The organism is Streptomyces sp. NBC_01520 (assembly GCF_045040375.1).
GTDB lineage: Bacteria > Actinomycetota > Actinomycetes > Streptomycetales > Streptomycetaceae > Streptomyces.
The window spans coordinates 6,054,476-6,072,871 of the sequence record NZ_CP109404.1; the positions used below are offsets into that span (position 1 = coordinate 6,054,476).

Here is an 18,396-nt window from a genome sequence, read left to right on the forward strand (position 1 = left end):
TCAGTCGCCGAGCACCCGGCGCAGGTAGTCGTTGGCGAACAGCCGGTCCGGGTCGAGCCGGTCGCGTACGGCGGTGAACTCACCGAACCTCGGGTACGCCCCGGCCAGGTAGCCGGCGTCCCGGGTGTGGATCTTCCCCCAGTGCGGACGGCCCTCGTACCCCGTCATGATCCGCTCGACCGCGGTGAAGTACGCCTGGTACGGCGTGCCCCGGTACATGTGCACCGCGATGTACGCACTCTCCCGGCCCGAGGCCGTGGAGAGCGCGACGTCGTCCGCGGGTGCCGTGCGGACCTCCACCGGGAAGCCCACCCGCAGCGGCGAGCGCTCGACCATGGCCCTGACCTCGCGCAGCGCCTCGACCGCGGACTCGCGCGGCAGGGCGTACTCCATCTCGACGAAGCGCACCCGCCGGGGGCTGGTGAAGACCTTGTAGGGGATGTCGGTGTACGTGCGGGCCGACAGCGCGCGGCTGGAGATCCTGGCGATGGCCGGGACGGTCCGGGGGACGGCACGGCCGACCGAACACGCGACCTGGAAGACCCCGTTGGAGAGGAGCTCGTCGTCGATCCAGCCGCTGATCCTGCCGGGCGGGGCCGCGGGGCCCGCGCTGCGGTTGTTGCGCTTGGTGTTGCAGTTGCCGGTGTGGGGGAACCAGTAGAACTCGAAGTGCTCGTTCTCGGCGACCAGCTGATCGAAGTCGGCCGTGACCCGGTCGAAGGACATCGGTTCCTCACGCGCAGTCAGCAGGAAGACCGGTTCCACGGCGAAGGTGATCGCGCTGATCACGCCGAGCGCCCCGAGCCCGATCCGGGCGGCGGCGAAGACATCGGGATTCTCGTCCGGGGAGCAGCGCAGGACCGTGCCGTCGGCGGTGACCAGCTCCAGCGCACGGATCTGCGCGGATATCGACGCCGAGTCGCGGCCGGTGCCGTGGGTACCCGTGGAGGTGGCCCCGGCGACCGTCTGCTCCATGATGTCGCCCATGTTGGTGAGCGACAGTCCCTCCCGCGCGAGTGCGGCGTTGAGCCGCTTCAGCGGGGTGCCGGCCTCGACGGTCACCGTCATCGCCGTACGGTCGATGTCCCGGATGCCGGTGAGCAGGTCCGGACGTATGAGCACACCGTCGGTGGCCGCGGTCGCGGTGAACGAATGACCGGTGCCGGCCGGCTTGACCTTCAGGCCGTCCTCCCCGGCCCTGCGGAGCACCTCGGCGAGCTCGTCGACGGAGGCGGGGGACACGGTCCGTACGGGCCGGGCGGTGACGTTGCCCGCCCAGTTACGCCACGTGCTCGTGGTCCGTGCGTAGGTCTCGGTCATCTTCCCCGCGCCCTCCCGTAGGAACCGGCCCGGTGAGCCGGCGATACCCCAGGAACGCCACCGCGGCCGCGAGCGCTCCGGCCGCGACGGGCACCACGTACCCCGCCTCGGCTCCGGAGGCGTCGACCACCCAGCCGGCGGCGGAGGAGCCGAGCGCCACCCCGACCGAGAGTCCGGTACTGGTCCAGGTCATGCCCTCGGTCAGCTGGGTGCGCGGTACGTGCTGCTCGACGAGGGCCATGGTGGTGACCATCGTCGGTGCGATGGCGAGACCCGCGACAAAGAGCGCCACGGCCAGGAACGGCAGGCTCCCGGCCATTTGGAGGGGGATCATACTCACGGCCATCGCGCAGACCCCCAGCAGCCATCTGGTGGACGGCTTCCCCTTGAGGTGCAGCAGACCGAAGACGGCACCCGCGAGGCAGGACCCCAGGGCGTAGACCGCCAGCACCAGGCTGGCCGCCGCTTTGTGGCCCTGCTCCTCGGCGAAGGCCACCGTCACCACGGCGACCGCGCCGAAGATCGCGCCGGTCGCGACGAAGGTGACCACCAGCACCTGGAGGCCGGTCGAGCGCAGCGCCGAACCGCCGGAGTGGTGCTTCTTCGGGTGCGGACGAGGCTCGGTGGCACGCTGGGCCGTCAGCCAGAACACGCCGATCAGCAGGAACACGACGGCGATCAGCGGCCCGGCCTCCGGAAACCAGGCGGTGGACAGGCCGATGGAGATGATCGGGCCGAAGATGAAGCACACCTCGTCGGCGATCGACTCCCAGGCGTACGCGGTGTGCAGCTGACGGCCCGTGCCCCGGCAGATCTCCGCCCAGCGAGGCCCGCACCATCGACCCCATGCTCGGGACGCAGCCCGCGCCGGCGGCGAAGACGAACAGGGTCCAGTCCGGCAGTCGCTGCTGGGCGCAGATCAGCAGGCCCGCGACCGCCGCGGCCGGGAGCAGGGCGGCGGGGCGCAGCACACGGCGCTGCCCGTAACGGTCGACCAGCCGGGAGATCTGCGGCCCCATCACCGCGGCGGCCATGGCGAGCGTCGCGGAGAGCGCACCCGTCAGCCCGTAGCGGCCGGTGATCTGGGACACCATCGTCACCACACCGATCCCCATCATGGACAGCGGCATCCGGCCGCCGAGAACGCCCGGGTTCCGGGGGCGGCGAAGACGGCGCGGTAGGGGCTGGGCACGAGGACTCCGGTGAAACCTGTCAGGTGTGCAGGTGGCCGATACAGCTTACGGGCGGCGGGGGTGCCCCGGACCGCGCCGGCATCGGTTGCCGGACCGCGCCGATGTCGGTTGCCGGACCGCCGGAGGCGAGTGGCAGGATCGGGTACATGTCCGATCTGCGCGATCCCGCTCCCTACGACGCCCTCCTGCTGCTCTCCTTCGGCGGTCCCGAAGGCCCGGACGACGTGGTCCCGTTCCTGGCGAACGTGACACGCGGCCGGGGCATCCCCGAAGAACGGCTGAAGGAGGTCGGCAAGCACTACTTCCTCTTCGGCGGGGTCAGCCCGATCAACGCGCAGAACCGGGCGCTGCTCGACGCGCTGCGCAAGGACTTCGCGGACCACGGCCTCGACCTGCCGGTGTACTGGGGCAACCGGAACTGGGCTCCGTACCTCACCGACACCCTCCGCGAGATGATCACGGACGGGCGCCGCCGGATCGCCGTCCTCGCCACCAGCGCCTACGCCTCGTACTCGGGCTGCCGCCAGTACCGCGAGAACCTCGCGGAGTCGCTGTCCGCCCTGGAGGCCGAGGGGCTGCCGGTCCCACGGGTGGACAAGCTGCGCCACTACTTCAACCACCCCGGCTTCGTACGGCCCATGGTGGACGGCGTGCTGGCCTCGCTGGCAGACCTCCCCGAGGACGCAAGGGCGGGCGCGCACCTCGCGTTCACCACGCATTCCATCCCCACCGCGGCGGCCGACACCTCGGGTCCCGAGGAGACGCACGGCGACGGCGGCTCCTACGTGGCCGAGCACCTCGACGTCGCCCGGGTGATCGTCGAGGCCGTGCGCGAGGAGACCGGCACCACCTACCCGTGGCAGCTCGTCTACCAGTCGCGCAGCGGCGCCCCGCACATCCCGTGGCTGGAGCCCGACATCTGCGACCACCTGGAGGCCCTCCACGCCGACGGCGTCCCGGCGGTCGTCATGGCCCCCATCGGCTTCGTCTCGGACCACATGGAGGTCCTCTACGACCTCGACACGGAGGCCACCGAGAAGGCCGCGGAGCTGGGACTGCCGGTACGCCGGTCCGCGACGGTCGGCGCGGACCCCCGGTTCGCCGCGGCCGTGCGCGAGCTCCTCCTGGAACGCGCCGCCACCGAACAGGGCCTCCCGGCGCGACGGTGCGCCCTGGGAGAGCTCGGCCCCTCCCACGACCTCTGCCCGGTCGGCTGCTGTCAGGCCAGGGCCCTCAAGCCCGCCGCCGCGGGCGCCGACAGCCCGTACGCCTAGGCCTCCCGCTCAGGCCTCCCGTTCGGACCATGCAGGGCCGATCCGAACGAAGGACCCTGGTCAGCCCGTGAACCCTCACCCTGGAGCGTTGTGACCGATCCCTTCCTGACCGAACTGCTCGACCTCGCCCTGGAAGCGGCCCGCCGGGCCGGAGCCCTGCTGCGCGACGGCCGCCCCGCCGACCTGGGGGTGCACGCGACGAAGTCCAGCCCCATCGACGTCGTCACCGAGATGGACATCCGGGCGGAGAAGCTGATCACGGGCTTCCTGGCCGGGCGCCGGCCGGGCGACGGCTTCCTCGGCGAGGAGGGGGCCAGCTCCGAGGGCACCAGCGGTGTCCGGTGGGTCATCGACCCGCTCGACGGCACGGTGAACTACCTCTACGGGCTGCCGACCTGGGCCGTCTCCATCGCCGCCGAGCGCGACGGCGAGCGGGTCGTCGGCGTGGTCGAGGCCCCGATGCGCCGCGAGACGTTCCACGCGGTGCTCGGCGGCGGAGCGTACGGGAACGGGGAGGCGCTGCACTGCCGCCCCGCACCACCGCTCGCCGAGGCCCTCGTGTCGACCGGCTTCAACTACGTCACCGAGGTACGCACCCACCAGGCGGCCGTAGCCCAGCGGCTGATCCCGCGCCTGCGCGACATCCGGCGCGGCGGATCGGCCGCGGTCGACCTCTGCGACGTGGCCGCGGGGCGGCTCGACGGCTACTACGAACGCGGACTCCACCCGTGGGACCTGGCCGCCGGCGACCTCATCGCCCGGGAGGCCGGCGCGCTCACCGGAGGCCGCCCCGGACGCCCCGCGGACCGGGACCTGACCGTCGCCGCGTCGCCGGGGGTCTTCGAGCCCCTGCAGGTGATCCTGGAAGACCTAGGGGCCTGGCACGACTGACCCCGCTCCCGAGTCCCTGGCGGGGGCTGAGAGCCCACGGAACGCGAAGAGGGCCCAGGGTGCCGGTACCGGCACCCTGGGCCCTCTCCTGGCGGCTCAGACGCTTGTGGCGCCGATTTCGACGCCGTGCTCGGCGGCGAGACGGTGCAGGTCGTCCAGCTCTCCCTGCTCGACATCCGCGAGGAAGTCGTCGCCCGTCTCACGAGCCCTCGTGAGATCGGATTCGGTGGTCTTGATTCGTTGCAGCAGACCTGCGGTGAAAGCGTCCATGAAGCGCCCCCTCATCGTGGGTCGGTGGCACGGGGGTGTGCCCGGATTCCCCCGGCCGGTGACCGGAGGGCGGGTGATCACGCAGTCCCTCTGGGAGCAGAGCGGGCTGTGGTACGCCACAGGCATGGCGTGATCGCGGGTGTGAAATCGTCCTCCCCTGGCCGGGTACGGGAGAAACCTCAACTGGCCCGGGAATCCGATGGTTTCCCCGGAGCCGCAGTCCGGCCCGCGTCGTCTTACCGCCGGTTTATGTGCGTTACGGGCAGGATGGACGCGCACAGTCGGTGCCGCTGACGTGCAGCGAGCGGCCACAACGGGGGCCGCTCGCCGTATTTCTGGAGATCTAGGGAAGGACTGCGCCGTGCGCGTACTCGTCGTCGAGGACGAGCAACTGCTCGCCGATGCGGTGGCCACCGGACTGCGCCGGGAGGCCATGGCCGTCGACGTCGTCTACGACGGAGCCGCGGCTCTGGAGCGCGTCGGGGTCAACGACTACGACGTCGTCGTGCTGGACCGGGACCTCCCGCTGGTGCACGGTGACGACGTCTGCCGGAAGATCGTCGAGCTCGGCATGCCCACCCGGGTGCTCATGCTCACCGCTTCCGGTGACGTCAGCGACCGGGTCGAGGGCCTGGAGCTCGGTGCGGACGACTATCTGCCCAAGCCCTTCGCCTTCAGCGAGCTGACCGCCCGGGTGCGGGCCCTGGGGCGCCGCACCACGGTCGCGCTGCCGCCCGTGCTGGAGCGGGCCGGCATCAAGCTCGACCCCAACCGCCGTGAGGTCTTCCGGAACGAGCAGGAGATCCAGCTCGCCCCGAAGGAATTCGCCGTACTGGAGGTCCTGATGCGCAGCGAGGGCGCGGTCGTCTCGGCCGAGCAGCTGCTGGAGAAGGCCTGGGACGAGAACACCGACCCCTTCACGAACGTGGTGCGGGTCACGGTCATGACCCTGCGACGGAAGCTCGGCGAGCCTCCCGTCATCGTCACCGTCCCCGGCTCCGGCTACCGGATCTGAGGACCTGATGGCAGCGTCCCCGGGGCCGGTGCCCGTGCCCCCGAAGCCCACCTGGGAGCCCAAACAGCAGGAGGCCCCCTACCCCTGGCTGCGTCCGACCATCCGGATACGGCTCACGCTGCTGTACGGCGGCATGTTCCTGATCGCGGGCATCCTGCTGCTCTCGATCATCTACATGCTGGCCGCGCAGGCACTCAACGACGCCGGCGGCCTCGTCTTCCAGGTCTCCGGGACGAGCGTGCGGATCTCCAGCGACACCTGTCCGCAGCTCGGCTCCGCGCAGACCAACGGCCAGCTCAACGAGATGATCAAGGACTGCACCGCCGCCCAGCGGCAGCACGCCCTGGACAGCCTGCTCAACAGGGCGCTGCTCGCCCTCGTGGGCCTCAGCATCATCGCCTTCGCGTTCGGCTACGCCATGGCGGGCCGCGTCCTGTCCCCGCTGGGCCGGATCAACCGCACCGCCCGCAGGGTGGCCGGCACGGACCTGTCCCGCCGGATCGAGCTGGACGGCCCGGACGACGAGCTCAAGGAGCTCGCCGACACCTTCGACGAGATGCTGGACCGTCTGGAACGGGCCTTCACGGCCCAGCAGCGGTTCGTGGGCAACGCTTCGCACGAGCTGCGCACACCGCTCGCGATCAACCGCACGCTGCTGGAGGTCCACCTCTCCGACCCGGAGGCCCCGCCGGAGCTCCAGCAGCTCGGCAAGACGCTCCTGGCGACCAACGAGCGCAGCGAGCAGCTGGTCGAGGGCCTGCTGCTGCTCGCCCGCAGCGACAACCAGATCGTCGAACGCAAGCCTGTCGACCTGGCGGAGGTCGCCGACCGCGCCATCGACCAGGCCCGCGCGGAGGCGGCGGCGAAGGGTGTGGAGGTGCGCGGGGAGCGCGTACCCGCCGTCGTGCAGGGCAACGGCGTCCTCCTGGAACGGATCGCGCTGAACCTCGTGCAGAACGCCGTGCGCTACAACGTGCCGGACGACGGCTGGGTGGAGGTCGACACGGAGATCCAGCCGGGGCAGGCGCTCCTGGTGGTATCGAACACAGGTCCTGTGGTGCCCGCCTACGAGATCGACAACATCTTCGAGCCGTTCAGGCGGCTGCGTACGGAACGCACAGGCAGCGACAAGGGTGTGGGGCTCGGCCTGTCGATCGCGCGGTCCGTCGCGCGGGCGCACGGAGGCCGTATCATCGCGGAGCCCCGCGAGGGTGGTGGTCTCGTGATGCGCGTCACCCTGCCGGTCTGAGAGGCTTCGCCTGTGAAGCCGCATTGGATCGCTCTGTTCGCTTTGGGCGGAAATTGCGAGGCCTGTTTCCGTTCTGTCCCTGTGTGATCGATCACAGGAGCGATTTTGGGTCTCTCTACTCTCCGTGATCACGGCTCTGCCCGAAAGCCGGTAAACGTCCGGGTTTCCAGGGGGCATTATCACGGGAAGTACACGGGGTGGCGCCCGTGAAAGCACGGCGATCGGACCGTGTACGGTCCCCATCGCCACCCAAGCTGATCGCTCTCGAGAGGTCCGGTTGGGTGTCGATTGAGTAACAGACCTTGATGTGAGGCAAAATCTCCGCCTCAGGTCGGGCACAAGTCCGGCCTCTCACGCGTTACGTGCGCTGAGACACCGCAGCAACCCATGAGGGGGAGAGCGACATGGCAACGGATTACGACACCCCACGGAAGACCGACGACGACGTCGATCAGGACAGCCTCGAAGAGCTCAAGGCTCGTCGGAGCGACAAGACGGCATCCGCCGTCGACGTGGACGAGTTCGACGCGGCAGAAGGACTGGAGCTGCCCGGCGCAGACCTGTCCAACGAAGAGCTGGCCGTGCGGGTCCTGCCCAAGCAGGCCGATGAGTTCACCTGCATGAGCTGCTTCCTGGTTCACCACCGGAGCCAGCTGGCGCGCGAGAAGAACGGCCAGCCCATCTGCCGCGACTGCGACTGAGGCCGGCCGGCCGTGGCAGGCGACACACCGTTCCGGAAGCGGCGCTTGCGGCGCACGAAGGCGTCGGGGGCGCATCAGGGCGGCACGGGCCCGGCAGAGGGCGCGAGCCCCACTGCCGAGCATCAGGCCGCCCTGCCGGCCTCCGGTGCATCTGACGACGAGCGGGGCCGTCCGGCCTCGCTCGAAGCAGTCCGGACAGCGGGCCCTTCACCGGGGCCCGGGCAGGACGGCCCGACGGAATCGACGGGGTCAGGCCGTCTGCGCACATTGAAACGAGGCGTACGCAAGGGCGGGGAGAGCGCCGGAACCGTCGTCGGCCAGCTGGCCGACCGGATCATCGACGTGGCTCCCCGCATCCCTGTGCGCGACCTCGCGACCCTGCGGAAGCAGTTCCCGGGACTCGGCCCCGAAGAGCTCGCCGACAAGCTCGTCGCGGGCGCGTGCAACGCCACCGCGACCGTCGGCGCGGGCATCGGGGCAGCGGCCATGATGCCCGTACCCCCGGCCATGCTCGCCGAGCTGGCCGCCGAGATCACCGGCGTGGCGGTCATCGAGATGAAGCTCGTCGCCGAGCTCCACGAGGTCTACGGCCGGCGCCCGCCGGGCAACATCGGGCAGCGCAGCACCGCGTATCTGACGTCCTGGACCGAGGAGCGCGGCATCGATGTCTCGCGCCCCGCCACCCTGAACGCCGCGCTCGGCGGGCAGATGAAGCGTGAGCTGCGCCAGCAGATCATGAAGCGCATGGTGCGCGACCTGCCGAATCTCATCCCGTTCATGATCGGCGCCGCGGTCGGCGCGATGATGAACCGCAGGGACACCAGAAAGCTCGCCGACCGGGTCAGGAACGACCTGCGGCGCCATCGGGTCGACTGGGACAGGCTCCCGGAGCTCCCGCCGCTGGAACAGCCCGTGGTACCCGCGGAGGAACTGCCCAAGGGGCTCGACGGCCCCGGCCGCTGAGGGGTCAGGCAGGCACGGCCGCGAGCGCCGCCACCAGGGTCTGCGGCTCCCGGGTCGACAGATAGACGTACGGTGTCGGGTCGGCCGGATCCGTGACCTTCACCCGCACCGCCGTCGGGATGTAGCTGCGCAGCACCATGAACGCGCGGGCGTCCGCCTTGTGCGAGCGCCAGGCACGCGCCTCCTCCCCGTCCAGCACCTCGGCGTCACCGAGCGCCGAGAGCGGGATCCGCGCGTCGCCCGCGACGAGGGTGCCCGCCACGACCCGGATGCGCGCGGAGCCGTACGAACTCACGGCCAGGGCCGACGCCACCGTGCCGCCCGCCAGGCCTCCGAGCATGGGCAGGACGCCGAGCGGCAGGAGCATCAGGGCACAGGCGACGCCGACCCCGAAGGCGATGAACCACCACGAACGGGGTGCGGTGAGACGTTCGTCGAAGGGCGGTGCGGAAGGCTGCATGAAACCAAGCTTGGCACGGCGCGACCCGCGGTCGGCAGCGCGGGTAAGGTCTGCGCCTGTGAGTGGAACATCTACACGTCTGACACCCCCGGCCGACGCCGTGGGGCCGGTCAGGCATCCCGACGCCCCGGCACCCGGTGAGCTCCTCGGCTCGCACTACGAACACTGTTTCGGCTGCGGCAGCGGACAGCCGCACGGGCTGCACCTCCAGGCACGCGCCGGAGAGGGTGTGAGCGTCACCGCGGAGTTCACCGTGAAGCCCGCCCACCAGGGCGCTCCGGGACTCGCGCACGGCGGTGTCCTGGCCACGGCGATGGACGAGACGCTCGGTGCGCTGAGCTGGCTGCTGCGGGTGATCGCCGTGACCGGCCGCCTGGAGACCGACTACGTCCGGCCGGTACCGGTCGACACGGTGCTCTTCCTGGAGGCCGAGGTCACCGCGGTGCACCGGCGGAAGATCTACTGCCGGGCGACCGGCCGGACCGGAGGCCCGGAGGGGCCCGTCGCGGTCCGTGCCGAAGCTCTCTTCATCGAGGTCAAGGTGGACCACTTCATCGAGAACGGCCGGCCCGAGGAGATCGAGGCCGCGATGTCGGACCCGGACCAGGTCAGGCGTGCCCGCGCCTTCGAGGTGAACCCCTGATGCGCCACCCCGTCGACGTACTGATCCGCCGTGTCGATCCGGACGTGCCGATTCCGGCGTACGGGCACCCGGGCGACGCCGGTGCCGATCTGGTGACCACCGAGGCGGCCGAGCTCGCCCCCGGCGAACGGGCGGTGCTCCCCACCGGGGTGTCGATCGCACTGCCCGACGGGTACGCGGCCTTCGTGCACCCCCGCTCAGGCCTCGCGGCCCGCTGCGGAGTGGCCCTCGTGAATGCCCCCGGGACGGTTGATGCCGGGTACCGTGGGGAGATCAAGGTAATCGTGGTCAATCTCGACCCACGCGAGACCGTGCGGTTCGAGCGGTTCGACCGGATTGCCCAACTGGTCGTCCAGCAGGTCGAGAAGATCCGCTTCCACGAGGTGGCGGAACTCCCCGGTTCGGCGCGGGCCGAGGGTGGCTTCGGGTCCACGGGCGGTCATGCCGCGGTGGATGGCGTCACGGGCGGTAACACCCAGGGTGGGAACAGCTACGCTTCGGTCGTATCCGACCGGGAAGGACAGTGACGTGTTCGGACGTCGCAAGAACAGTGGTTCCGCCGAGGACAAGGCGGACGAGACGCGCGAGGCCGAGCAGGTCGCCGACGAGCTCGACGGTACCGACGGGGCCGCGGACAGCGGCTCGCGCCGGACGAACCTCCCCCCGGCCCCCCGGCCGGACGGGCCGTGGGACATCTCCGAGGTCTCCCAGCCCGGCGAGGGCCGGGTGGACCTGGGCGGCATCTTCGTGCCCGGGGTCGAGGGCATGGAGCTGCGGGTGGAGGTGGCCGGCGACGCGATCGTCGCGGCGACCGTCGTGCTGCGTGACAGCGCGGTCCAGCTGCAGGCCTTCGCCGCTCCCAAGAAGGAGGGCATCTGGGGCGAGGTGCGCGAGGAGATCGCCTCGGGCATCACCCAGCAGGGCGGGATCATCGACGAGGTCGAGGGTCCGCTGGGCTGGGAGCTGCGCGCCCAGGTCCCCGTACAGCTCCCCGACGGGACGAACGGCGTCCAGCTCGTGCGCTTCATCGGGGTCGACGGGCCGCGCTGGTTCCTGCGCGGTGTGATCTCCGGTCAGGGCGCCGTGCAGCCGGAGGCCGCCGGACTGCTGGAGACGATCTTCCGGGACACCGTGGTGGTCCGTGGCGACGGCCCGATGGCTCCGCGCGACCCGATCGTCCTCAAGCTCCCCAACGACGCCCAGATGGTGCCCGAGGGTGTGCAGCAGGAGGACCAGGAGAACTCGAAGTTCTCCGGTGGCATGGGCCAGCTCCAGCGCGGACCCGAGATCACCGAGGTGCGCTGACCGCGCGCGGCGGTACGTTCCGGCCGGTGGGCCGTACCCTCACGGGGGTACGGCCCACCGCCGTTCGAGGACCAGGCACCGGCGGCCGTCACGGCCCCCGGGGCCGTTGCCCCGGCGCGTGCCTCATGCACATACTGGCGGCGGCCGAAAGGCGCCGCGCGAGGCGGCGTACGCACGGGGGAGAGCGATGACACAGAGCACCGGCGGACAGAGCGGCACGGCCCTGGCCGAAAGCCCGGCCGACGGGCCGATGGTGCGGGTCGAGGACCTGCACCGCTCGTACGGGACCGGCGCCGCCGCCGTGCACGCCCTGCGCGGGGTCTCCTTCGAGATTCCCCGGGGCGAGCTCGTGGCGCTCAAGGGCCGGTCGGGCTCCGGCAAGACAACGCTGCTCAACCTGGTCGGCGGTCTCGACATCCCGGACCGCGGCCGGATCACCGTCGGCGGCACCGAGCTCTCCGGGCTCGGCGAGGACGGGCTGCTGGAGCTGCGCAGGGACCGGATCGGCTTCATCTTCCAGTCGTTCGGCCTGATCCCGATCCTGACCGCGGCGGAGAACATCGGCGTACCCATGCGGCTGCGCAAGGCCGACCCGCGTGAGCGCGAGGACCGGGTCGCGCTGCTGCTCTCCCTGGTGGGCCTGGGCGACCACGCGCAACAGCGCCCCGGAGAGCTCTCCGGCGGCCAGCAGCAGCGCGTCGCCATCGCCCGCGCGCTCGCCAACCGGCCCGCCCTCCTGATCGCCGACGAGCCCACCGGGCAGCTCGACGCGGAGACCGGCCTCGCCGTCATGGAACTGCTGCGCGCCGTGGTCCGCAGCGAGGGCGTCACCGTCCTCGTAGCCACCCACGACCCGCATCTGCTCGGCTTCGCCGACCGGGTCCTGGAGCTGAGCGACGGGCACATCGTCGAACAGGTGTGACCTGCTGAGTCGCGTCAGAATCCCGTCAATACGGACCCCGGGCACATCCCTGCGGCCCGGATGCCGGAAATTCTCGGGGTAGCTTCGGGGGGACGGCTCCCCGATCGGCGGCGGCCGGTTCAGAGAAGACAATGGGGCCATGGCGCGCGGCAAGCTTCGGATCTACCTGGGTGCGGCACCCGGCGTCGGCAAGACGTACGCGATGCTGTCCGAGGCCCACCGCCGGGTTGAACGGGGCACGGACTGCGTCGTCGCGTTCGTGGAGCACTACGAACGGCACCGCACCGAGGTCCTGCTGCACGGTCTGGAGCAGATCCGCCGACGCGACATCCGATACCGCTCCACCGTCTTCTCCGAGATGGACGTCGACGCGGTCCTGGAGCGGGCGCCCGCTGTGGCCCTCGTGGACGAGCTGGCCCACACCAATGTGCCCGGGTCCCGCAACGCCAAGCGCTGGCAGGACGTCGAGGAGCTGCTGCGGGCGGGCATCGACGTGATCTCCACCGTCAACATCCAGCACCTGGAGTCCCTCGGCGACGTGGTCGAGTCGATAACGGGTGTACGGCAGCAGGAGACGATCCCCGACGAGGTCGCCCGCAGGGCCGACCAGATCGAGCTTGTCGACATGTCGCCCCAGGCGCTGCGCCGCCGCATGGCCCACGGCAACATCTACCGGTCCGACAAGGTGGACGCGGCCCTGTCCAACTACTTCCGCCCCGGCAACCTCACCGCCCTGCGCGAACTGGCCCTGCTCTGGGTCGCCGACCGTGTAGACGAATACCTCCAGCAGTACCGCGGCGAGCACGACATCCGCACCACCTGGCAGGCCCGCGAACGCATCGTCGTCGGACTGACCGGCGGCCCCGAGGGCCGTACGCTCATCCGCCGCGCGTCCCGGATGGCCGCCAAGGGCTCCGGCAGCGAGATCCTCGCCGTGTACATCGCCCGCAGCGACGGACTGACCTCCGCGTCGCCCAAGGAGCTCGCCGTCCAGCGCACCCTCGTCGAGGACCTGGGCGGGACGTTCCACCACGTCATCGGCGACGACATACCCTCGGCGCTCCTCGCCTTCGCCCGGGGCGTCAACGCCACCCAGGTCGTCCTCGGCTCCAGCCGTCGCAAGACCTGGCAGTACATCTACGGACCGGGCGTCGGCGCCACCGTCGCCCGCGAGTCCGGCCCCGACCTGGACGTCCACATCGTCACGCACGAGGCGGTCGCCAAGGGACGCGGGCTGCCCATCGCCCGGGGCGCCCGGCTCGGCCGCACCCGGATCATCTGGGGCTGGGCGGTGGGCGTCGGCGGACCGGTACTCCTCACGCTGCTCCTGCACGGCATGGAGAACGGGCCGGGGCTCGCCAACGACGTACTGCTCTTCCTGTTCATGACCGTCACCGCGGCGTTGCTCGGCGGGCTGGCCCCCGCTCTGGCCTCCGCGGCCGTCGGCTCCATGCTCCTCAACTACTGGTTCACCCCGCCCACCCACACCCTCACCGTGCAGGACCCGGAGAACTTCGTCGCCATCGTGATCTTCTTCGCGGTGGCGGTCGCGGTCGCCTCCGTCGTCGACCTGGCGGCCCGGCGTACCCACCAGGCCGCCAGACTGCGCGCCGAGTCGGAGATACTCTCCGCCCTGGCCGGGAGCGTCCTGCGCGGCGAGACGGCCCTGGACGCCCTGCTGGAGCGGGTCCGGGAGACGTTCGGCATGGAGTCCGTCGCGCTGCTGGAGCGGCAGAGCGACGTCGATCCGTGGACCTGCGCCGGATCCGTCGGGCCCGCGCCGGTGGCCAGGCCCGACGACGCGGACGTGGACATGCCCGTCGGCGACCACATGGCGCTGGCGCTGTCCGGACGGGTGCTGCCCGCCGAGGACCGCCGGGTGCTCGGCGCCTTCGCCGCGCAGGCCGCCGTCGTGCTCGACCGGCAGCGCCTGGTGGGGGAGGCGGAGACCGCCCGCCGGCTCGCCGAGGGCAACCGGATCAGGACCGCGCTGCTCGCCGCCGTCAGCCACGACCTGCGCACCCCCCTCGCCGCTATCAAGGCCGCCGTCAGCTCGCTGCGCTCCGACGACGTCTCCTGGTCCGAGGAGGACGAGGCCGAGCTCCTCGCGGGCATCGAGGACGGTGCCGACCGCCTGGACCACCTGGTCGGCAACCTGCTCGACATGTCCCGCCTGCAGACCGGCACCGTCACCCCGCTGATCCGCGAGATCGACCTCGACGAGGTCGTCCCGATGGCCCTCGGCGGCGTCCCCGAGGGCAGCGTCGACCTCGACATCCCCGAGACGCTGCCGATGGTCGCCGTCGACCCCGGCCTGCTGGAACGGGCCGTCGCCAACATCGTCGAGAACGCCGTCAAGTACAGCCCCCGCGGGGAACGAGTCACCGTCGCCGCCAGCACGCTCGGCGAACGCGTCGAGCTGCGGGTGGCCGACCGGGGCCGTGGCGTCCCCGACGAGGGCAAGGAGCGTATCTTCGAGCCCTTCCAGCGGTACGGCGACGCCCCGCGCGGCGCCGGGGTCGGCCTCGGCCTCGCCGTCGCCCGCGGCTTCGTGGACTCCATGGGAGGCACGCTGGGCGCCGAGGACACCCCCGGGGGCGGTCTCACCATGGTCCTCACGCTCAAGGCCATACCCGGACAGGTGCGGGACGGCCCCGGGCCGCCCGAGCAGGACATCTCATGAGGTCCCAGGGGCACACCCCCACCCCGTACACACCCTCCGGAAAGGCAGGACCGCGATGACCCGGGTGCTTGTGGTCGACGACGAGCCGCAGATCGTACGCGCCCTCGTGATCAACCTGAAGGCGCGCAGGTACGAGGTGGACGCCGCACCCGACGGCGCGACCGCCCTGCAGCTCGCCGCCGCCCGGCACCCCGACGTCGTCGTCCTGGACCTCGGCCTGCCCGACATGGACGGCGTCGAGGTGATCAAGGGGCTGCGCGGCTGGACCCGCGTACCGATCCTCGTGCTCTCCGCCCGGCACACCTCCGACGAGAAGGTCGAAGCCCTGGACGCCGGCGCCGACGACTACGTCACCAAGCCGTTCGGCATGGACGAGCTCCTGGCCCGGCTGCGGGCCGCCGTACGCCGGGCCGAACCGGTCGGCCCGGACGGCGCCGACGACCTCGTGATCGTCGAGACCGAGGCGTTCACGGTGGACCTCGCGGCGAAGAAGGTCCACCGGGAGGGCCGCGACGTGCGGCTCACCCCCACGGAGTGGCACCTCCTGGAGGTGCTGGTCCGCAACGCGGGCCGGCTCGTCAGCCAGAAGCAGCTGCTCCAGGAGGTCTGGGGCCCGTCCTACGGCACCGAGACGAACTACCTCCGGGTCTACATGGCGCAGCTGCGCCGCAAGCTGGAGGCCGATCCCGCGCACCCCCGGCACTTCGTGACCGAACCCGGCATGGGGTACCGCTTCGAGCGCGGCTGACCCGCTTCCCCCGGCCACTCGGGTCCTCCGTTCGGGTGACACCCCTTATCACAGGAGACCGGTACCCTTCGGGTATGAGCGCTGTTCCCCGATTCGAGAAGGCCGGCAAGGCTTCGCGGCCGTCCGGCCGCTTCCGTCGCATGCTCGACCGGCTGTCCAGCTCCCAGGAGGACCTGGAGTCCGAGGAGCTGCAGGAGGACACGCACGCGTCGGGCTGCACGCGGATCTCCGAATGCACGGACCGCCAGATCGTCAAGGTGACTGGTACCTTGCGGACCGTCACCCTGCGCCCGCGGGCGGGAGTGCCCGCCCTGGAGGCGGAGCTCTTCGACGGCACCGCGCCGCTCGACGTGGTCTGGCTGGGCCGTCGCTCGATCGTCGGCATAGAACCGGGCCGTAAGATCATCGCCTCGGGCCGCATCGCCATGAGTCACGGGCGCCGGGTGCTGTTCAACCCCACATACGAACTCCGACCGCTCGGCAAGGAGTAGCCGGTGACGCCTCTCGACAAGCCGACATCCGACAGGGACCAGCCCCACCGCACCGACCAGCAGGACGCCGAGGCGAAGGCCGTCACGGAAGCCGCGCTCTTCGAGGCCTTCGGCGGCGTGCGCGGCATGGTGGAGACAGTTCTGCCCGGGCTGCTCTTCGTCACGATCTTCACCCTGAACAAGGACCTGAAGGCCTCGGCCGTCGCCGCGCTGGCGCTGTCCCTGGTCCTCGTCGTCGTACGCCTGGTCCGCAAGGACACCGTCAAGCACGCCTTCAGTGGTGTCTTCGGTGTGGCCTTCGGCGTGGTCTTCGCGATGATGACGGGCAACGCCAAGGACTTCTACCTGCCGGGCATGATCTACACGCTCGGCCTGGCGCTGGCCTACCTCGGCACGACCCTCGCGGGGGTGCCGCTGATCGGCCTGATCCTCGGCCCGGTCTTCAAGGAGAACCTCTCCTGGCGCACCAGGAATCCGGGGCGCAAGAAGGCCTACGCCAAGGCCAGTTACGCGTGGGGGCTGATCCTCCTCGCCAAGTGCGCGATCCTCTTCCCGCTGTACTGGTGGGCCGACACCACGCAGTTCGGCTGGGTGCTGGTCTCGCTCAAGATCCCGCCGTTCCTGCTCGCGGTGTATCTGACCTGGGTCTTCCTCGCCAAGGCGCCGCCGCCCATCGACGTCTTCGCGGAGATGGAGGCGGAGGAGGAGGCCGAGAAGGCCCGTAAGGCAGCGCAGAGCGCCCGGGCCGCCGAGGCCCGCCACCACGACGCCTGACCGCGCCCGAACGCCGGTACCTCGCGGACACGGGAGAGGGGCCCGGAACCATGACTCATGGTTCCGGGCCCCTCTCCCGTCTCGCGCTGTCGTCCGACGCAGCTGTCGCCCGGCTCAGCTCTCGTCCGAGGGATCGCGGCGGACCGACAACAGGTCCTCCAGCTGCTCCTCGCGCGCCTGGGCGGCCACGAACAGCAGCTCGTCACCGGCCTCCAGGGTCTCCTCGGGGCTCGGCGTCAGGACGCGCGTACCCCGGATGATGGTGACCAGCGAAGTGTCCTCGGGCCAGGCCACAGCGCCGATCCGGGTGCCGGCCAGCGCCGACTCCGGGGGCAGCGTCAGCTCGACCAGGTTGGCGTCGCCGTGGCTGAAGCGCAGCAGCCGGACCAGATCACCGACGCTCACCGCCTCCTCGACCAGGGCGGACATCAGCCGCGGTGTGGAGACCGCGACATCGACGCCCCAGGACTCGTTGAACAGCCACTCGTTCTTCGGGTTGTTCACCCGGGCGACGACCCGCGGAACGCCGTACTCGGTCTTGGCGAGCAGCGAGACGACCAGGTTGACCTTGTCGTCGCCGGTCGCGGCGATCACGACGTTGCACCGCTGCAGCGCCGCCTCGTCGAGCGAGGTGATCTCACAGGCGTCCGCGAGCAGCCACTCGGCCATCGGGACCCGCTCCACCGAGATGGCGGTCGGCGCCTTGTCGATCAGCAGCACCTCGTGCCCGTTCTCCAGGAGTTCGGCCGCGATGGAACGGCCCACCGCACCCGCCCCGGCAATCGCCACGCGCATCAGTGACCGCCCTCCTCAGGACCTTCGGCGAAGGCCTCCTCGACCTTCGCGATCTCGTCCGTCCGCATCATCACGTGGACCAGGTCGCCCTCCTGCAGCACCGTCTGCGACGTCGGCAGTATGGCCTCGCCCAACCGGGTGAGGAAGGCCACGCGGACCCCCGTCTCCTCCTGCAGCGTGCTGATCTTGTGGCCGATCCAGGACGGCGTCGTGTGCACCTCCGCGAGCTGCACACCTCCGCTCGGGTCCCGCCACAGCGGCTCCGCGCCCGACGGCAGCAGCCGCCGCAGCATCTGGTCCGCGGTCCAGCGCACCGTGGCGACGGTGGGGATACCGAGACGCTGGTACACCTCGGCACGCCGGGGGTCGTAGATGCGGGCCGCGACGTTGTCGATGGAGAACATCTCGCGGGCCACCCGGGCCGCGATGATGTTGGAGTTGTCGCCGCTGCTCACCGCGGCGAACGCCCCCGCCTCCTCGATCCCGGCCTCGCGCAGCGTGTCCTGGTCGAAGCCGACCCCGTTGACCCGCCGACCGCCGAACCCGGCACCGAGACGGCGGAACGCCGTGGGGTCCTGGTCGATCACGGCGACCGTGTGTCCCTGCTGCTCCAGGGTCTGTGCGAGAGCGGCTCCGACACGCCCGCAGCCCATGATGACGATGTGCACCGTGCGCCTACCTCGCCGTCCTGGTCGTCCG

General features: G+C 71.0%; 19 protein-coding genes and 1 pseudogene. 14 read left to right on the forward strand and 6 right to left on the reverse strand.

Going from position 1 to position 18,396, the window contains the following annotated elements; translation table 11 throughout:
- Nucleotides 1–1,320, reverse strand: a complete 1,320-nt coding sequence (locus OG524_RS27560) for a D-arabinono-1,4-lactone oxidase (protein ID WP_405388026.1) — start codon at nucleotides 1,318–1,320, stop codon at nucleotides 1–3.
- Nucleotides 1,280–2,512: pseudogene (locus OG524_RS27565) on the reverse strand (MFS transporter). The gene OG524_RS27560 and the pseudogene OG524_RS27565 overlap by 41 nt, the downstream one beginning before the upstream one ends.
- 147 nt (nucleotides 2,513–2,659) lie before the next feature.
- Between OG524_RS27565 and OG524_RS27570 the strand changes: the two are divergent.
- Together OG524_RS27570 and OG524_RS27575 are read left to right on the forward strand one after the other, a co-directional pair.
- Nucleotides 2,660–3,787 (forward strand): ferrochelatase, encoded by a 1,128-nt coding sequence (locus tag OG524_RS27570; RefSeq protein ID WP_405388025.1) that lies wholly within the window; start codon nucleotides 2,660–2,662, stop codon nucleotides 3,785–3,787.
- Nucleotides 3,788–3,877: 90 nt separating this feature from the next.
- Complete coding sequence (locus tag OG524_RS27575; RefSeq protein WP_405388024.1) at nucleotides 3,878–4,678, forward strand: inositol monophosphatase family protein; 801 nt, start codon at nucleotides 3,878–3,880, stop codon at nucleotides 4,676–4,678.
- A gap of 96 nt (nucleotides 4,679–4,774) precedes the next feature.
- Here OG524_RS27575 and OG524_RS27580 read toward each other — a convergent pair whose 3' ends face one another.
- A complete protein-coding gene (locus OG524_RS27580) occupies nucleotides 4,775–4,948 on the reverse strand; it encodes a hypothetical protein (protein WP_164992724.1) in 174 nt (57 codons plus the stop codon).
- Nucleotides 4,949–5,309: 361 nt separating this feature from the next.
- On the opposite strand from OG524_RS27580, the gene OG524_RS27585 reads away from it, so the two are divergent.
- The 4 genes from OG524_RS27585 (at nucleotide 5,310) to OG524_RS27600 (ending at nucleotide 8,876) form a co-directional block, all read left to right on the forward strand.
- Entirely contained in the window at nucleotides 5,310–5,963 is a 654-nt protein-coding gene (locus OG524_RS27585) for a response regulator transcription factor (RefSeq protein WP_056790703.1), read from the forward strand.
- Between the two features lie 7 nt (nucleotides 5,964–5,970).
- Nucleotides 5,971–7,212, forward strand: coding sequence for a sensor histidine kinase (locus OG524_RS27590; protein WP_405388023.1), 1,242 nt, complete (start codon nucleotides 5,971–5,973; stop codon nucleotides 7,210–7,212).
- Nucleotides 7,213–7,616: 404 nt separating this feature from the next.
- A complete protein-coding gene (locus OG524_RS27595; protein ID WP_003965732.1) occupies nucleotides 7,617–7,913 on the forward strand; it encodes a DUF4193 domain-containing protein in 297 nt (98 codons plus the stop codon).
- Nucleotides 7,914–7,925: 12 nt separating this feature from the next.
- Entirely contained in the window at nucleotides 7,926–8,876 is a 951-nt protein-coding gene (locus OG524_RS27600; RefSeq protein ID WP_405388022.1) for a hypothetical protein, read from the forward strand.
- A 4-nt stretch (nucleotides 8,877–8,880) separates the two neighbouring features.
- On the opposite strand, the gene OG524_RS27605 is transcribed toward OG524_RS27600, so the two are convergent.
- A complete protein-coding gene (locus OG524_RS27605) occupies nucleotides 8,881–9,336 on the reverse strand; it encodes a DUF3093 domain-containing protein (protein WP_405811843.1) in 456 nt (151 codons plus the stop codon).
- 58 nt (nucleotides 9,337–9,394) lie between these two features.
- On the opposite strand from OG524_RS27605, the gene OG524_RS27610 reads away from it, so the two are divergent.
- The 8 genes from OG524_RS27610 to OG524_RS27645 all read left to right on the forward strand — a co-directional run bounded on the left by OG524_RS27610 (nucleotide 9,395) and on the right by OG524_RS27645 (nucleotide 16,902).
- Nucleotides 9,395–9,979 carry a PaaI family thioesterase gene (locus OG524_RS27610; protein ID WP_405388020.1) on the forward strand — a complete coding sequence of 195 codons (585 nt, stop codon included), beginning with the start codon at nucleotides 9,395–9,397 and terminating at the stop codon, nucleotides 9,977–9,979.
- Nucleotides 9,979–10,506, forward strand: a complete 528-nt coding sequence (gene dut / locus OG524_RS27615) for a dUTP diphosphatase (RefSeq protein ID WP_405388019.1) — start codon at nucleotides 9,979–9,981, stop codon at nucleotides 10,504–10,506. Before OG524_RS27610 ends, dut begins: the two co-directional genes overlap by 1 nt.
- A gap of 1 nt (nucleotide 10,507) precedes the next feature.
- On the forward strand, nucleotides 10,508–11,284 hold the full coding sequence (locus OG524_RS27620; RefSeq protein WP_405388018.1) for a DUF3710 domain-containing protein: 777 nt from the start codon (nucleotides 10,508–10,510) through the stop codon (nucleotides 11,282–11,284).
- 187 nt (nucleotides 11,285–11,471) lie between these two features.
- Nucleotides 11,472–12,206, forward strand: a complete 735-nt coding sequence (locus OG524_RS27625; protein WP_405811844.1) for an ABC transporter ATP-binding protein — start codon at nucleotides 11,472–11,474, stop codon at nucleotides 12,204–12,206.
- A 139-nt stretch (nucleotides 12,207–12,345) separates the two neighbouring features.
- Nucleotides 12,346–14,889: an ATP-binding protein gene (locus tag OG524_RS27630; RefSeq protein WP_405388016.1), complete on the forward strand. Its 2,544-nt coding sequence runs from the start codon at nucleotides 12,346–12,348 to the stop codon at nucleotides 14,887–14,889.
- Between the two features lie 55 nt (nucleotides 14,890–14,944).
- Entirely contained in the window at nucleotides 14,945–15,637 is a 693-nt protein-coding gene (locus OG524_RS27635; protein WP_405388015.1) for a response regulator, read from the forward strand.
- 74 nt (nucleotides 15,638–15,711) lie between these two features.
- A complete protein-coding gene (locus OG524_RS27640; RefSeq protein ID WP_405388014.1) occupies nucleotides 15,712–16,128 on the forward strand; it encodes an OB-fold nucleic acid binding domain-containing protein in 417 nt (138 codons plus the stop codon).
- A 3-nt stretch (nucleotides 16,129–16,131) separates the two neighbouring features.
- Nucleotides 16,132–16,902: a DUF3159 domain-containing protein gene (locus tag OG524_RS27645; protein ID WP_405388013.1), complete on the forward strand. Its 771-nt coding sequence runs from the start codon at nucleotides 16,132–16,134 to the stop codon at nucleotides 16,900–16,902.
- A gap of 114 nt (nucleotides 16,903–17,016) precedes the next feature.
- Here OG524_RS27645 and OG524_RS27650 read toward each other — a convergent pair whose 3' ends face one another.
- Both OG524_RS27650 and OG524_RS27655 read right to left on the reverse strand, forming a co-directional pair.
- Complete coding sequence (locus OG524_RS27650; protein WP_405388011.1) at nucleotides 17,017–17,697, reverse strand: potassium channel family protein; 681 nt, start codon at nucleotides 17,695–17,697, stop codon at nucleotides 17,017–17,019.
- Nucleotides 17,697–18,365, reverse strand: coding sequence for a TrkA family potassium uptake protein (locus tag OG524_RS27655; RefSeq protein WP_056790670.1), 669 nt, complete (start codon nucleotides 18,363–18,365; stop codon nucleotides 17,697–17,699). Before OG524_RS27655 ends, OG524_RS27650 begins: the two co-directional genes overlap by 1 nt.
- Nucleotides 18,366–18,396: the final 31 nt, after the last annotated feature.